The organism is Acetobacter oryzoeni, from assembly GCF_004014775.2.
Taxonomy (GTDB): domain Bacteria; phylum Pseudomonadota; class Alphaproteobacteria; order Acetobacterales; family Acetobacteraceae; genus Acetobacter; species Acetobacter oryzoeni.
In genome coordinates, this window is record NZ_CP042808.1 from 365,358 (window position 1) to 379,363 (window position 14,006).

At 54.1% G+C, this 14,006-nt stretch carries 11 protein-coding genes; 9 read left to right on the forward strand and 2 right to left on the reverse strand.

Translation table 11 applies throughout. The features are described 5' to 3' along the window. Positions 1-230: 230 nt before the first annotated feature. Positions 231-1,646, reverse strand: a complete 1,416-nt coding sequence (locus tag EOV40_RS01805; protein WP_087651747.1) for a helix-turn-helix domain-containing protein — start codon at positions 1,644-1,646, stop codon at positions 231-233. Between the two features lie 131 nt (positions 1,647-1,777). On the opposite strand from EOV40_RS01805, the gene EOV40_RS01810 reads away from it, so the two are divergent. From EOV40_RS01810 to EOV40_RS01850, 9 genes are all read left to right on the forward strand, one after another. Continuing rightward, positions 1,778-3,340, forward strand: coding sequence for an MmgE/PrpD family protein (locus EOV40_RS01810; protein ID WP_128104882.1), 1,563 nt, complete (start codon positions 1,778-1,780; stop codon positions 3,338-3,340). 32 nt (positions 3,341-3,372) lie between these two features. After that, positions 3,373-4,539 (forward strand): bifunctional 2-methylcitrate synthase/citrate synthase, encoded by a 1,167-nt coding sequence (gene prpC, locus EOV40_RS01815; RefSeq protein ID WP_050819175.1) that lies wholly within the window; start codon positions 3,373-3,375, stop codon positions 4,537-4,539. Further along, entirely contained in the window at positions 4,536-5,468 is a 933-nt protein-coding gene (prpB, locus tag EOV40_RS01820; protein ID WP_128104883.1) for a methylisocitrate lyase, read from the forward strand. Before prpC ends, prpB begins: the two co-directional genes overlap by 4 nt. Positions 5,469-5,523: 55 nt before the next feature. Further along, positions 5,524-7,512, forward strand: a complete 1,989-nt coding sequence (gene acs / locus EOV40_RS01825; RefSeq protein WP_128104884.1) for an acetate--CoA ligase — start codon at positions 5,524-5,526, stop codon at positions 7,510-7,512. A 225-nt stretch (positions 7,513-7,737) separates the two neighbouring features. Continuing rightward, the gene (locus tag EOV40_RS01830) at positions 7,738-9,000 is read left to right on the forward strand and encodes an MFS transporter (protein ID WP_128104885.1); all 1,263 of its coding nucleotides are present in this window, start codon (positions 7,738-7,740) and stop codon (positions 8,998-9,000) included. Positions 9,001-9,070: 70 nt separating this feature from the next. Next, positions 9,071-10,189 (forward strand): thylakoid lumen protein, encoded by a 1,119-nt coding sequence (locus EOV40_RS01835; protein WP_128106175.1) that lies wholly within the window; start codon positions 9,071-9,073, stop codon positions 10,187-10,189. Between the two features lie 96 nt (positions 10,190-10,285). Then, positions 10,286-10,852, forward strand: coding sequence for a DUF1643 domain-containing protein (locus tag EOV40_RS01840; RefSeq protein WP_128104886.1), 567 nt, complete (start codon positions 10,286-10,288; stop codon positions 10,850-10,852). 150 nt (positions 10,853-11,002) lie between these two features. Further along, positions 11,003-12,295 (forward strand): aminopeptidase, encoded by a 1,293-nt coding sequence (locus EOV40_RS01845; protein ID WP_128104887.1) that lies wholly within the window; start codon positions 11,003-11,005, stop codon positions 12,293-12,295. Continuing rightward, positions 12,292-12,840, forward strand: a complete 549-nt coding sequence (locus tag EOV40_RS01850; RefSeq protein ID WP_128104888.1) for a hypothetical protein — start codon at positions 12,292-12,294, stop codon at positions 12,838-12,840. The genes EOV40_RS01845 and EOV40_RS01850 overlap by 4 nt, the downstream gene beginning before the upstream one ends. 69 nt (positions 12,841-12,909) lie before the next feature. Here EOV40_RS01850 and EOV40_RS01855 read toward each other — a convergent pair whose 3' ends face one another. Further along, the gene (locus tag EOV40_RS01855; RefSeq protein ID WP_128104889.1) at positions 12,910-13,923 is read right to left on the reverse strand and encodes a cell envelope integrity EipB family protein; all 1,014 of its coding nucleotides are present in this window, start codon (positions 13,921-13,923) and stop codon (positions 12,910-12,912) included. Positions 13,924-14,006 lie beyond the last annotated feature (83 nt).

Sequence of the window (14,006 nt, forward strand, 5' to 3'; positions counted from 1 at the left end):
TTTTTATGTTGCGTTTATTGAGAATGGTTCTTATTATCAATCTTGTCGCGGCGATGAAGGCGTTTCTGCTGGTGGGGCAAGGGGCATCGTCGCGACAACTCTTGGTTCGTCTTGATTTATCCCGTTCAATCCCCGGTTCCTATCTGGAATGTTTTTGCATCCCCGGTCATTCCAGATAGGTCTTTTAAGTTCCCCTTGCCCCACCAGACTATCTTCTTCCTTATAAAATATCAGGGTTTTTCAGGTAGTGCCCGGTAGGGCACAACGCCTCTGGCATCACTTCCCGTATCCAGCATCCGGCCCGAAACAGGTAAAGACCTGTGGCTGCAATTATCCCGCACACAGGCGCGGCAGCCGGGGCCAATGGGCACCACCAATCTGTGGTCATTCAGGTTTAAGCCATCAGCATAAACGGTTTTTGCGGCATCGCTTATGGTACAGCCCAGCACAATGGCAATCTGCCGTGGGCGGTCTGTATAGGTAACACCCTCATGCCCCACTGTGCGGGCAACGTTGAGGTAAATGGAATCATCCGTAGTTTGAGAAAGCTGCACCTGCACCTGCCCCGGTGTGGCAAAAGCCCGAAAGATGTTCCACAACGGGCAGGGGCCACCAAAACGTGCCTGAGAAAAACGGTTGGCAGAAAAACTTTTAAGAATATTTCCTGCGATATCCAATTTGAGGAAATAAAAGGGAATGCCCTCCATACCGGGGCGCTGCAACGTGCTTAATCTGTGGCTTATCTGTTCAAAACTGGTGCCAAAATGGCGGCGTAGGCGCTCGATATCATAGCGCATGGTCTGTGCTGCGTGCAGGAAGCGCGTATAGGGTAACAGCAAGGCCCCGGCAAAGTAGTTACCCAAATAAACGCGGCCGAGTTCCAGCGCATTTTTCTCTTTGGGGCCTTCACGCCGTAAAATGCTGCTTATCAGGCGGGTATGGTCTCGTTGGCCAATAATCTGCGCCAGATAGAACAGCGTGCTTTCTGGTGGTTGGTCTGGGGGTAAAAGAATGGTGCGGCGGTGCCGGTCTATTCGCCATACCAACCCGCCTTCTTCCAGCGCCGGGTCTTGTTGCGTGTGCAAGCCATGCTGATCAAGCAGATAGGTTTTTAAGGCTTCGGCCAAGCCGTTTTGGAGGTTAAGGTTTTCGTAAAACTTTTCGGCAGCACAATCGAGTTCATGAAAATAGTTGCGGTGTTGCTGCACCCAGTCTCCCACCGTTTCATACGGCTCTAGCGGAGGAGAGGGGGAAAGGGTATCGCTTTCACGCTCCTGCTCAAATTTATAGGCGCGGTAAAGGGTTAAAAATGCAGCGCATAAATCCGGGTTGGCATGTACGGCATCTGCCATTTTGGCCAAAGGTAAGGATGCATTTTTAAATACGGGGTCTGCCATGGTTTCGCGCATGGCCTGCACGGTATGGGCTTCTTTGGTGTTGCTGAACCATGCGGGGGTTAGATTAAAGCGTTCACACAGCTTTTGTAACAGATGGTGCGGAACAGGCCGGTGGTTACGTTCTAACTGGTTAAGATAACTTGGTGATATGTCAAGCATGTCTGCCAAGTTGGCTTGGGTTAGGGTTTCGCGTTGGCGCAACTGCCGCAAGCGCGGGCCAGCAAAAAGCTTGGTTCTGGTTTGTGGCATGGTACGAACTTCGCAAACTTCGCAAACGGGAACATTCCCTTCGCCTCTTTTTACTCTTATCTCTCTGCCGCTCAAAACAACACTCTGCAACACTCCCCTCACGATCAAATTCCGATCATGAGGTTAAAGCAATGCAGTATCATGATGTGCGTGTTCATCCAGAAAGCGACCGTCTGCCACGGCCCGAACAGCTTGCGTGGAAAATTGCGCAGGTGGCGGCAGATCCGGTGCCGGTGGAGGCCGCAGTTACGGATATGATTATCAACCGGCTGATAGATAACGCATCTGTGGCCATGGCATCTGTAAACCGTCATTCCGTCATGAGTGCGCGGGCCGAGGCTCTGGCGCATCGGCGGGAAGGTGGGGCCACGGTGTTTGGCATGGGGCCAAATGTGCGCGTGCATGCAGAATGGGCTGCATGGGCCAATGGCACAGCCGTGCGTGAGTTGGATTTTCACGATACATTTTTAGCAGCAGAATATTCTCATCCGGGTGATAATATTCCCGGCATTCTGGCTGTTGCCCAGCAGTGCCGCCGCAGCGGTGCAGATTTAATCCGTGGTGCTGCCACGGGGTATGAAATTCAGATAGACCTTGCGCGTGCCATTTGTTTGCACAAACACAAGATAGATCATGTAGCGCATCTTGGCCCATCTGTGGCCGCAGGTATTGGCACGCTTATGCGCCTGCCGCCAGCGGTTATCTATCAGGCCATAGGGCAGGCCTTGCATGTTACCACCGCCACGCGCCAGAGCCGCAAGGGCGAGATTTCATCATGGAAAGCCTATGCCCCCGCCCATGCCAGCAAAATGGCGGTAGAGGCCGTTGACCGCGCCATGATGGGCGAAACATCTCCAACCCCGATTTATGAAGGGGAAGATGGTGTTATTGGCTGGATGCTGGATGGTAAAAATGCGCATTACCGTGTGCCATTGCCAGAAATGGGTGAGCCAAAACGTGCCATTCTGTCCTCCTTCACCAAGGAACATTCGGCAGAATATCAAAGTCAGGCGCTTATTGATCTTGCCTTTCGTATGGGGCAGAAAATCAAAAACTGGGATGATGTTGAAGATGTGCTGATAGAAACCAGCCATCACACGCATTACGTTATTGGCACGGGCTCGAATGATCCGCAAAAGTTTGATCCGCAAGCCTCGCGGGAAACGCTGGATCATTCCATCATGTATATTGTGGCCGTGGCTTTGCAGGATGGTAGCTGGCACCATGTGCATTCCTACGCGCCGGAACGCGCTCGCAGGCCAGATACCGTACGGCTCTGGCGCAAGATCCACACAATAGAAAAACCCGAGTGGACACAACGCTACCATGAAACAGACCCGGATAAAAAAGCCTTTGGGGGCCGTATTGTTATCCGCATGAAAGATGGCGCGGTTATTGCGGATGAGCTGGCTGTTGCCAATGCCCATACACTGGGGGCTACACCGTGGCAGCGTGCTGATTATATCCGTAAGTTCCAAACACTTTCAGAAGGCATTGTGCCGCATCAGGAAGCTGAAAGATTTTTGGAAATTGTGCAAAACCTGCCCAATCTGAAAGCCGGAGAACTGCATATGTTGGAAATTGCCATTCCCGAGCGTGATATTCGCCAGAACACTGCGGAAGGTATTTTCAATTTCGGGCAGGCCAAGCCCGCTGCGGTTACGGCTGCCACCTCTACAGCTCTGGCTTCCTAAACAGGCGATAACGCACAGGAAGGAATGGAAAAATGACAACGCATCTGCACAGAAAACCAAAAAAATCTGTTGCGCTGTCAGGCACGGTTGCGGGCAACACGGCGCTCAGCACTGTGGGGCAGAGCGGGAATGATCTGCATTATCGTGGGTATGATATCAAAGATCTTGCGCGTGCCAGCACGTTTGAGGAGGTCGCGCATCTCCTTATCCATGGTTATCTGCCCAATAGTGCAGAGCTGGAAGCCTACAGGCGGCATCTGGCCAGTATGCGGGATATTCCTGCCATTGTGCGTGCTGCTCTGGAACGTCTGCCAGCCGCCACACATCCTATGGATGTTTTGCGCACGGCTGTTTCCGTTCTGGGCTGTGCGTTGCCAGAACGGAGCGATTGCCCCACCGCAGGTGCGCGGGATATTGCAGATAGGCTTGTGGCCTCGTTAGGCTCCATGCTGCTGTATTGGTATCATTTTTCAAACCACGGCCGGCGGATAGATACCAATACGGATGATGAAAGTGTGGGCGGGCACTTTTTGCACCTTCTGCATGGCAAAGCGCCAGCAGAGGACTGGGTGCAGGCCATGCACACCTCCCTTATTCTGTATGCGGAGCATGAATTCAATGCGTCCACATTTACAGCTAGAGTAGTGGCGGGCACGGGTTCGGATATGTATTCCGCCGTAACAGCCGCCATAGGTGCCCTGCGTGGCCCCAAGCATGGGGGCGCCAATGAAGTTGCGCTGGATATTCAGCAGCGCTACCGCACAGCGGATGAAGCCGAGGTGGATATTCTCAGGCGTCTGGAAAACCGTGAAGTTATCATCGGGTTTGGGCATCCGGTTTATACAATAGCAGACCCGCGCAACGAGATTATCAAGGAAACAGCGCGCAACCTTTCGCGCCGTAACGGCAATATGCGTTTGTATCATGTGGCCGAGCGGATTGAACGGATTATGGATGAACAGAAAAAGATGTTCCCTAATTTGGATTGGTTTAGCGCGGTTTCCTACAACGCCATGGGTATTCCCACAGCCATGTTTACACCCATTTTTGTAATTGCCCGCGTAACAGGGTGGTGCGCCCATATTATGGAACAGCGGCAGGATGGCAAAATCATTCGTCCGTCTGCCAATTATGTGGGGCCGGATAATCGGCCTTTTGTACCTCTGCGTGAACGCGATGGTCTGGAGCATGCAGCATGACATATCTGGTTGGCAAGGATCTGCCGCAAACACCAGCCGGGCAGCGGTTTCGCGCTTTGCTGAACAAACCGGGCATTATGCAAATTCCTGGTGCGCATAATGGGCAGGCGGCATTGCAGGCCAAGGATAATGGCTTTCAGGCTCTTTATCTTTCAGGTGCGGCTATGTCTGCCAGTATGGGGCTGCCTGATCTGGGCATTATCACTATTGAGGATGCGTGTTTCTTTATCCGCCAGATTGCACGTGCTTCCGGTCTGCCGCTTTTGGTGGATGGTGATACCGGGTATGGTGAAGTTCTGAACGTGATGCACATGGTCAGGGCTTTTGAAGATGCCGGCGCCGCCGCCGTGCATATTGAAGACCAGATCCTGCCCAAAAAATGTGGCCACCTGAATAACAAAAAGCTCGCCACCCCGCAGGAGATGGCCCAAAAGGTGGCCGCCGCCGCCAAGGCCCGGCGTGATATGGTGATTATTGCCCGCACAGATGCTGCCAGCTCAGAAGGGCTGGATGGTGCCGTGGCCCGCGCCCGTTTGTATTACGAGGCCGGAGCAGACGCCATTTTCCCTGAAGCACTGATTTCTGAAGAAATGTTCAGGGAGTTTGTGCGCCGTATGCCCGATGTGCCCCTGCTTGCCAACATGACGGAATTTGGTCGTTCGCCTTATTTCACGGCTTCCCAGTTTGAAGATATGGGATACCGTATGGTTATCTGGCCTGTCAGTTCCTTGCGGGCGGCCAATAAGGCGCAGGAGGATTTGTACAAAACCATTGCGCGCACAGGCGGTACGCAGGAGATGCTCCCCCGCATGCAAACGCGAGAGGAATTGTACAAAACAATCCGGTATTACGATTATGAATCATTGGACGCAGGCATTGTGGCCACGGTTCTGCCGCACATCGGCCAGGCCGATCGCAACGCCGCCTGAACATTCTCTTTCTTTCCCGAACAACAAAAAACAAAAAAGTAAGGGAGACGGAACAATGTCGGAAAACATCACTATCCCGCCTACACAGTATGCAGATTACCCGGCCCTTATGCCACCTGCGGAACTGGCCGCCATGCAGCGTTATGCACGGCGAGACCCGGATGGTTTTTGGCTGCAACAGGCCAAGCGCGTACATTGGCACCGTAAACCCAAACATGGTTTTACGGGCAGCTTTACGGGTGATGTGTCCATAAGCTGGTTTGAAGATGGCCTTATCAATGCATCCGTGTGCTGTATTGATAAGCATCTGACAGACAAGGCCGATCAGGTTGCCCTTATCAGCCACCGTGAAGACCGGGCCGAGGCAGAAAAAATTACATATGCCATGCTGCATGAACGGGTTTGCCGCCTGTCTAACGCGCTGGTGCATTTGGGGGTGGAAGAAGGGCACCGCGTTGCCATTTGCCTGCCCATGATTTCAGAAGCTGTGGTGGCCATGTTGGCCTGTGCACGCATTGGGGCTGTGCATGTGGTGTTGTTTGGTGGTTTTTCGGCAGAAGGTATTGCAGAACGTATTATAGATAGCGGTGCAGTTGCGGTTATTACCGCCAGCGAAAGCATGCGCGGCAACAAGATTGTGCCGTTTAAAGCGATTATGGATGAAGCCCTGTGCAAGGCAGGTGCAGAAAGTGGCGTGCGTTCTGTTCTGGTTGTGCGCACGTCTGATGCACCCGTGCCAATGCTGCCAGGGAGAGATTACGACTTTCATGATTTTGTAGATTCGTTTGAGGCAGATTTTGTGCCCGTTGTCATGCGGGCAGAAGCACCCCTGTTTATGCTCTATACATCTGGCAGCACGGGCAAGCCCAAAGCGGTTGTGCATGCCACCGGTGGGTACATGGTGTGGGCGGCTTATACCATGGGCATGGTGTATCATCATCAACCCGGCGATGTACTGTGGTGCACGGCAGATGTGGCATGGATAACCGGGCATACATCCGTTGTATATGGCCTACTGGCCAATGGCGGCACCACCATGATTTCCGATAGCCTGCCTTCATACCCCGCGCCAGGCAGGTGGCTGGATCTGGTGGATGAGCATAAGGTGACCATGCTGTTTACCGCCCCCACAGCCGTGCGCGCCATGATGGCCGATGGCGATGATGTGGTGAATGCGCGCAATCTGGAGTCTCTGCGTTTGCTGGGTGTTGCGGGGGAACCCATAAGCCCGGATGCATGGCTATGGTATCACGATGTTGTGGGCAAAAAGCGTTGCCCCGTGGTGGATACATGGTGGCAGACAGAAACCGCCGGCATTGTGCTGGGGCCAGTGCCGGGTGTGCAACCGCTTAAACCCGGCTCTGCCAGCACGCCGTTGCCAGGGTTGGAAATGGTCATAGCCGATACACAGGGTAGGCCGGTGCAGGGGCCTGCGGAAGGTAGCCTGTGCATTGCGCGTTCATGGCCGGGGCAGGCCCGCACAATCTGGAAAGATCATGCTCGCTTCTGCCAGACATATTTTGGTATGGTTCCGGGGCATTATTTCACGGGTGATGGCGCACGGCGAGATGCCGATGGCTATTACTGGATTACGGGGCGCATGGACGATGTTATCAATATTGCAGGGCACCGTTTGGGTACAGCAGAAGTGGAAGATGCGTTGGCAGCAGATCATCGTATTGTGGAATCTGCTGCAGTGGGCATCCCGCACCCGGTAAAGGGGCAGGCGCTGGCGGTATTTGTTATCCAGCGCCAGAATGTGGCTACGGAGCTAACGGAAAAAGGCATAAGCCGCCTTATCTCCGGTATGCTGGGGCGTTATGCCACGCCAGAGGCCGTTTATCTGGTGCCAGATCTGCCCCGCACGCGTTCTGGCAAGATTGTACGCCGCCTGCTCCGCAAAATTGCCAGTGGAGAAGTGGATAATTTGGGAGATCTTTCATCTCTGAATGATCCGTCCATCGTGCGTATGCTGTGTGACAGGGTATGGAGCCACATGGCTTTTGATGAGGGGGCAACACCTCGCACACAGGCAAGGGCCTGATCTGACAACGAGATGTTACAAGTTTGCTTCGCGCGGCAAGATGCTTCAGGGCCGGGGGAACCCCTCGGCCCTGTTGTGTGTTCTGTTCCTGACAAACGGGTTGATGCTGGCTTATCACGCAAAAATGGGCGCACTGGCGGGGTCGTGATCTGAGATTCACTGGTTGGTTAAGGGGCTTGCGTGGCACCATCACGGTAAAAACAGGTTGTAGAACCGGAGCTGTGAATGACCGAGCCTTCTTTTTCATCCATAACGCCATCTGCTTTGCCCGATCAATCGGTAGATAAAGCAACAGCTCGCCATGTTGTGCTGGCATCCTTTTTGGCCTGGATGTTGGATGCATGTGATTTTTTTATTGTGTTGTTTACACTTGATGATGTGGCAAAAAGTTTTAACGTTTCCCTGCAAAGTGTGCTGCTTGCCCCCACTCTTACGCTGATGACACGGCCACTAGGTGCCTTTTTATGTGGGCGCGCAGCAGATAAATATGGCCGCAAGCCCGTGCTGATTTTAACAATTATTATTTATTCTCTTATAGAATTGGCATCAGCCTTTGCGCCAACGCTTGTTATATTTTTAGCATTGCGCACCCTGTTTGGCATTGCCCTTGGGGGCGAGTGGGGGGTGGGTACATCCCTGATTATGGAAAGCGTGCCCAAAAGCTGGCGTGGCACGGCTTCTGGCATTTTGCAGGCGGGGTATCCTGCGGGGTATTTGCTGGCTTCTCTGGTATTTTTGCTACTGCCGGTTTTGGGGTGGCGTGGGCTGTTTGTGCTGGGCAGTGGCGCTATTTTTTCTGCCCTGTATATCTGGCTGCGTGTGCCAGAAAGCCCAGATTGGCTGGCCCGGCAGAAGGCCGATACACAACACGGAAAAGCAGAAGAACATCTTGGTTTGTTGGCCATTATAAAAGGCAATGCGGCATTATGTGTTTTTGCTGTGGTGCTGATGGCGGCTTTCAATTTCATGAGCCACGGTTCTCAGGATCTCTACCCCAAGGTGTTTCTGGCGCTGGAACGGCATGTGCCACCTACGTCCATTACAACTGTTGTGGTGCTGTATAATCTGGCTGCCATTGCGGGTGGGTTGTTCTTTGGGTTTCTGTCGCAAAAAATCGGGCGGCAATATGCCATTATTCTTGCTGCGGCCTTAACGCTGCCTTTGCTGCCGTTATGGACACTTCCACATTCTCTGCTTTGGCTGGGGTTGGGGGCTGTGTGTATCCAGTTCTGCATTCAGGGGGCATGGGGTGTGGTGCCGGCTTATTTAAGCGAGCTTTCTCCACCTTCTGTGCGGGCCACGTTCCCCGGCCTTGCCTATCAGTGCGGGAACCTTATTGCCGCCAGTAACGCTTTGCTTCAAACATGGTTTGCCACCCAATTGGGTATGGGGCTGGCACCTGCGCTTATGTTGGCTGTTGGGGGTGGTGCAGTGGTTGTGCTGGTGCTTACACTCCTGAATGCCCGGCTGTATCCACAACGGATATAAAACAGCAGGCAGGTGGCAACACGCAGGAAGGAAAAACGGTTTGGCTTTTATAAGGTATCTGGGCGCATGTATGGTGTTGGCGAGCACTGGGCTGCCATATGCGCAGGCACACGCCGCAACACCGGCAGAGCAGCGGATTATCACGCGCAATGCGCAGCCGCGCCCGGTGCCCCCACTGGCTACCGCGCAGGTGCAGGGGGATGATCTGCACGCAAAGGCACAACCGGTAAATCTATCTGCCTTGGGCCTGCAGGCGGCTGTAAAAGTGGCGGACAAACAGCCGTGCCCTGCCAACAGCCTGCTTTTGGGGAAAGATGAAAACCCAACAGCCGGGCAAACATGCCGCGTGGCCACTTTGGAAGTGAACGCACCAGAACACCCCGTATTTATCCAGACCCTAGGCAGCCTGATGGCGGAAGATAGTCCTGGGCTGATGGATTTGCATATTTCCCTGTACCAGCTTGCGCCAAACGGGCAGAAGAATGCTCTGCCGCAGGTTATGGTTTCGGGCTACACAGGTGGGGCGCATTGTTGCCAGGCTGCCGCTATTGTAGAGGCAGCCCCGCAAGGCCAGTGGCGTGTGCTCTCTCTTCCCGCACAAAATGGTGGAGGGGAACCCGTTGTGCAGGATATTGCGCGAGATGGCACCCGCCAGCTTGTATATACGGATGAGCGGTTTGATTACGCCTTTGCCTCTCACGCAGGGTCGGCCATGCCGGTGGTGCTGTATCAGTATCAGGATGGCCAGTTGCAGAATGTTACGGCGCAGCCGCGGTTTGCAGCCTATTTGCGCAACCAGCTTGCGCAGGATTCCGCACAGTGGCGCAAAACGGGGGTAACGGAGGTAAACGGCTATCTGGCCGCCTATGTGGCCACCAGCGCAAATATCGGGGAACTGAACGCAGGCTGGCGCTACATGATGGCGCGATATGATACGCACTCTGATTTTGCAGAAACATGGTGCGCGCTGGATAAGGCCGCATGGCCCCAGAACAAGGATGGTGCATCCTGCCCCAAGCAGTTTGTAAAAACCGTGCCGTTTCCGCAAACTCTGGCACAATCTCTGGTGCAGTGGGGGTACATCACACCCCAGCAGAGTGCTGCTCTTGGCTATGATGTAGAGAAAATAAAGCAGAACCAGCAGCAGGTTATTGCCACCACCACCAAGGCATGGCGCGCTGCACATTAGGCAGATTACAGCCCCGCTGGCAGGCAGATTTGTGCCAGAACACAACACAGCCTAAAACTTGGGCTTGTTTTGCCATGTTCTGCCAGCGGGAATGTAATGGAAGATCTGTTTGAAGGGCATAATGTGGGCACGGCCCGCCCTCTGAAACTTTCAGAAGATGTTGTGAGCACCGCCACCTATGGCGGGCCGGACAAATGCTACCGTTATAAGCTTAAACGGGTGTGGGATCCATCACGCCCACTGGTGATGTGGCTGATGATGAACCCATCTGTTGCCACCGAATATGGGGATGACCGCACCGTGGCCAAATGCCAGCGCTATGCCCGTGCATGGGGATATGGTGGTATTCTGGTGGGCAATACGTTTGCGTATCGGTGCACAGATCAGCTTCGGTTGCTGGAAACGCCAGATCCGATAGGGCCGGAAAATGATAAAGCCCTGCTGGAAATGGCGCAGGAAGCCAATAAGGTGATTGCAGCCTATGGCACGCCACACCACAAGGCCCTGCTGGCCCGTGGGCCGGATGTGGTGCATATGCTCCAGCAACACGGCATTACGGTGGATGCGTTGCGGTTAAGCAAAACAGGCCGCCCGTGCCATCCGCTCTATTTGCCAGCAAGCCTGCTGCCCGAGCCTTTGCCAACCAACATGGTGCAAAGCTAACAGGCACATAACGGAAAGCAGCTTTCTGCCCATGTGTATTGACGCCAAGCCCCGTTCGGTATCCGATACACATAAAGGTGTTTGAGTTCTGCACATCATGCCTGCCACATTGCAAAATAAGGCGTGCTGTGCAGCAAAGTTAAGGGAAACATGCATATTATGGCCTTACAGAACACGCAGGGTGCCGCAGGCGGTTATCTGGCATCTGCCGAATTTGCCACCATGCTGGACAGGCTGGGTGAAGTGGCAGCACGTACGGGCCTGAACGTGGCCCACGGCCAGCAGGTGATTATTACAGCCCCCCTCCATGCCGTGCCGCTGGTGCGCCGCATTACGGAGCACGCGTACAAGGCCGGGGCCTCACTCGTCAGCACGTTTTATTCGGATGAGGAAACCACGCTGGCCCGTTACAAATACGCGGCGGAAGATACGTTTGATACCGCAGCAGGCTGGCTGGCTGGCGGGATGACGGAAGCCTTCCGTAACGGTGCCGCGCGTATGGCCATTACGGGTTCTAACCCGGCATTGCTGGCGGGGCAGAACCCGGAACGTATTTCCCGCGCCAGCAGGGCCAATTCCCGCGTGAACCGGCCTGCCATGGAAATTATCACCAATTTTGATGTGAACTGGTGCATTGTGGCTGCGGCTTCTCCGGCATGGGCGGCACAGGTATTTCCTGATCTGCCGGTTGATCAGGCGGTAGAAAAACTGTGGCAGGCCATTTTTTCTGTCTCGCGCATTACGGGTGAAAACCCGGTAGCGGATTGGGAGGCCCATAATGCCGTTTTGCACCGCCGCGCCGCATTTTTGAATGATGCTCGTTACAGCGCGCTACATTTTAAAGGCCCCGGCACAGACCTGATGGTAGGGCTGGCAGATGGGCACGAATGGGCAGCCGGTGCGGAAAAAGCCGGAAACGGCATTGTGTGCAACCCCAACATTCCAACCGAGGAAGTGTTTACAACACCGCATCGCCTCAAGGTGGATGGCACGGTGGCAGCCACCAAGCCGCTTTCTCATCAAGGCACGTTGATTGAGGATATTCGCGTAAGGTTTGAAGGCGGACGCATTGTGGAAATGCACGCCAGCAAAGGCGAAGATGTGCTGGCCCGCGTGCTGGATACGGATGAAGGCGCCCGCCGTTTGGGGGAAGTGGCGCTTGTGCCCAATTCCTCCCCCATTTCGCGCAGCGGTATTTTGTTCCAGAACACATTGTTTGATGAAAACGCCGCCAGCCATATCGCATTGGGGCAATCTTACACCAAATGTATGCGTGATACGGCTGGGCAGGATGAGGCCGCATTGGCCGCACGCGGGGCCAATAGCAGCATGATCCATATAGACTGGATGATTGGTTCTGGAGACATTGATGTGGACGGCATAGATGCCAAAGGTGAACGCGTGGCATTGATGCGCAAAGGTGAATGGGTGATAGAAGCATGAGACATACTCTAAAACTTTCCTTCCGCTCTGCTCTGCTGGGCGTTATGGGGGCTACAGCGCTTGTGGTTGGCGCAGCGGCACAGGCGCAAACGGTTTCTACCGGTGGCAATGGCGCGCCCAATTTAACGCCAGAGCAGGTCGCCACTTTGCAGCATGATATGGATACCGCGCTGCATTATCATCTGGCCCCAAACGTGCTGCCGCGCCTGACCACAACGCTGAAGGAAATTCAGGCCGCCGGTATTCAGCCGCCCTCACGCTTTGGCATGTCTCTGGACCAGCAGATTGCCCTTGTGCAGCAGGTGCCGGGTTTGGACCCGATTTTGCAAAAGAATGGCTTTTCAGCACATGATTTTGTTATGAGCCTTACCTGTGTGGGCCTAACGGGCAGCCTGATGAACGTGCCTGCCAACCCCAGCAACACCAAGATGCCGCAGCCCGAACCTGCTAATGTGGCTATTCTCAAATCCAACCCGCAGGATTTGCAAAATCTGGTTACGGTTCTGCGTTCGGCCCATCAGTCTGGTGGTGCGCTTTCGCACTAATTTCACACATACATATTGGTGTGTAAGAAAATGGCAGGTTTTTCCTGCCATTTTTTTATGTGTGATGGTTTAGTTTTTCTTCTGATGTGGCTTGGCGTGGCATGTTTCCGGCTTGGGCAGATCCAGAACATGCAATGTGCCCTTCATGCGGAAATCTCCAAAATCCAACGTCAAATTGTCAGAAACACCATTGGCAAAATACCGCATGCCAATTTCATATTCCGGCATCATGTTTGGTGGCGTGCGTGAAAAAAAGGCCACATGCACACGGCCAGATTGCAAGGCGTTCAGGGCAGTAAAATCCGTGGTGGGCGTTGTATTGCCCCAGCCTAAAAGGGTTATGTACGTATCTGCCGCGCCATCTGGTGATGTGCCATCAAAAATAGGGGCTGAAATCTCGGTTTTTCCGCTTCGGGCGGCATCCAGAATGGAAACGGTATGCTGGATGGGGAACAACGTGCCAGCCGGAAGCGGGAGTGTTTTGGCTAAAGGTTTTTCGTAATGCGCTGTGCCAGAATCATCCGGGTGCAGTGTGGCTTCCCCCCGCAGGTTTTGCAGCAATTTGCCGTTAGATGTTTCCATGGTGCGAAAGATCAGGTTGCGCCCATCTGCACTTTCAAACGTGGAATAGTCAGATACCAGATGCTCCACGCCGTTCTGGCGGGTTACGCTTTGAATATCCAGCCGCTGTTGGGTGGACCATCCGCTGCACCCATGCCGCACGCTGTAAAGCATGGTGCCCGTGGCCGATAATGTTTTGCCGCCAGAGGCCTCTGTGAGTGTGAGATCATACACCGCGCGTTGCGAGGCAATCTGGTTGATATCTGAATCGGAAAAAGAATGTGCAGTGTTGGGCGTAGCACTGGGGCGTGCTTCAGCCGGTGGGGCATTTTGTGAAACAGTGCCCGAAGGCACCACAGCACCGGCTGTTTGTGCATGCGCCATGGGCAAAGGCAGGGCGACCACGCCACCCAACAGCACAGATGCAATGGCCTTGCTTACCGCACGGGCATTATGCCCCGGCGTAAAGCAAAAACCTTGGGCAAGGGGTAGGGGAAGTGGCAGGCGGCGTGAACGTCTCATACCCGGTACAAAAAAACATCCGGCGCGGTCTTGCAACCACCCGGATGCCAAAAGGGCCGGGGTGTGGCCCTTTTACATGCATA

What these genes read in the sequence shown, in the direction of transcription:
- EOV40_RS01805 (WP_087651747.1), bottom strand. Translation starts at nt 1,646, where the DNA reads ATGCCACAAACCAGAACCAAGCTTTTTGCTGGCCCGCGCTTGCGGCAG.
- EOV40_RS01810 (WP_128104882.1), top strand. Translation starts at nt 1,778, where the DNA reads ATGCAGTATCATGATGTGCGTGTTCATCCAGAAAGCGACCGTCTGCCA.
- prpC (WP_050819175.1), top strand. Translation starts at nt 3,373, where the DNA reads ATGACAACGCATCTGCACAGAAAACCAAAAAAATCTGTTGCGCTGTCA.
- prpB (WP_128104883.1), top strand. Translation starts at nt 4,536, where the DNA reads ATGACATATCTGGTTGGCAAGGATCTGCCGCAAACACCAGCCGGGCAG.
- acs (WP_128104884.1), top strand. Translation starts at nt 5,524, where the DNA reads ATGTCGGAAAACATCACTATCCCGCCTACACAGTATGCAGATTACCCG.
- EOV40_RS01830 (WP_128104885.1), top strand. Translation starts at nt 7,738, where the DNA reads ATGACCGAGCCTTCTTTTTCATCCATAACGCCATCTGCTTTGCCCGAT.
- EOV40_RS01835 (WP_128106175.1), top strand. Translation starts at nt 9,071, where the DNA reads ATGGTGTTGGCGAGCACTGGGCTGCCATATGCGCAGGCACACGCCGCA.
- EOV40_RS01840 (WP_128104886.1), top strand. Translation starts at nt 10,286, where the DNA reads ATGGAAGATCTGTTTGAAGGGCATAATGTGGGCACGGCCCGCCCTCTG.
- EOV40_RS01845 (WP_128104887.1), top strand. Translation starts at nt 11,003, where the DNA reads ATGCATATTATGGCCTTACAGAACACGCAGGGTGCCGCAGGCGGTTAT.
- EOV40_RS01850 (WP_128104888.1), top strand. Translation starts at nt 12,292, where the DNA reads ATGAGACATACTCTAAAACTTTCCTTCCGCTCTGCTCTGCTGGGCGTT.
- EOV40_RS01855 (WP_128104889.1), bottom strand. Translation starts at nt 13,923, where the DNA reads ATGAGACGTTCACGCCGCCTGCCACTTCCCCTACCCCTTGCCCAAGGT.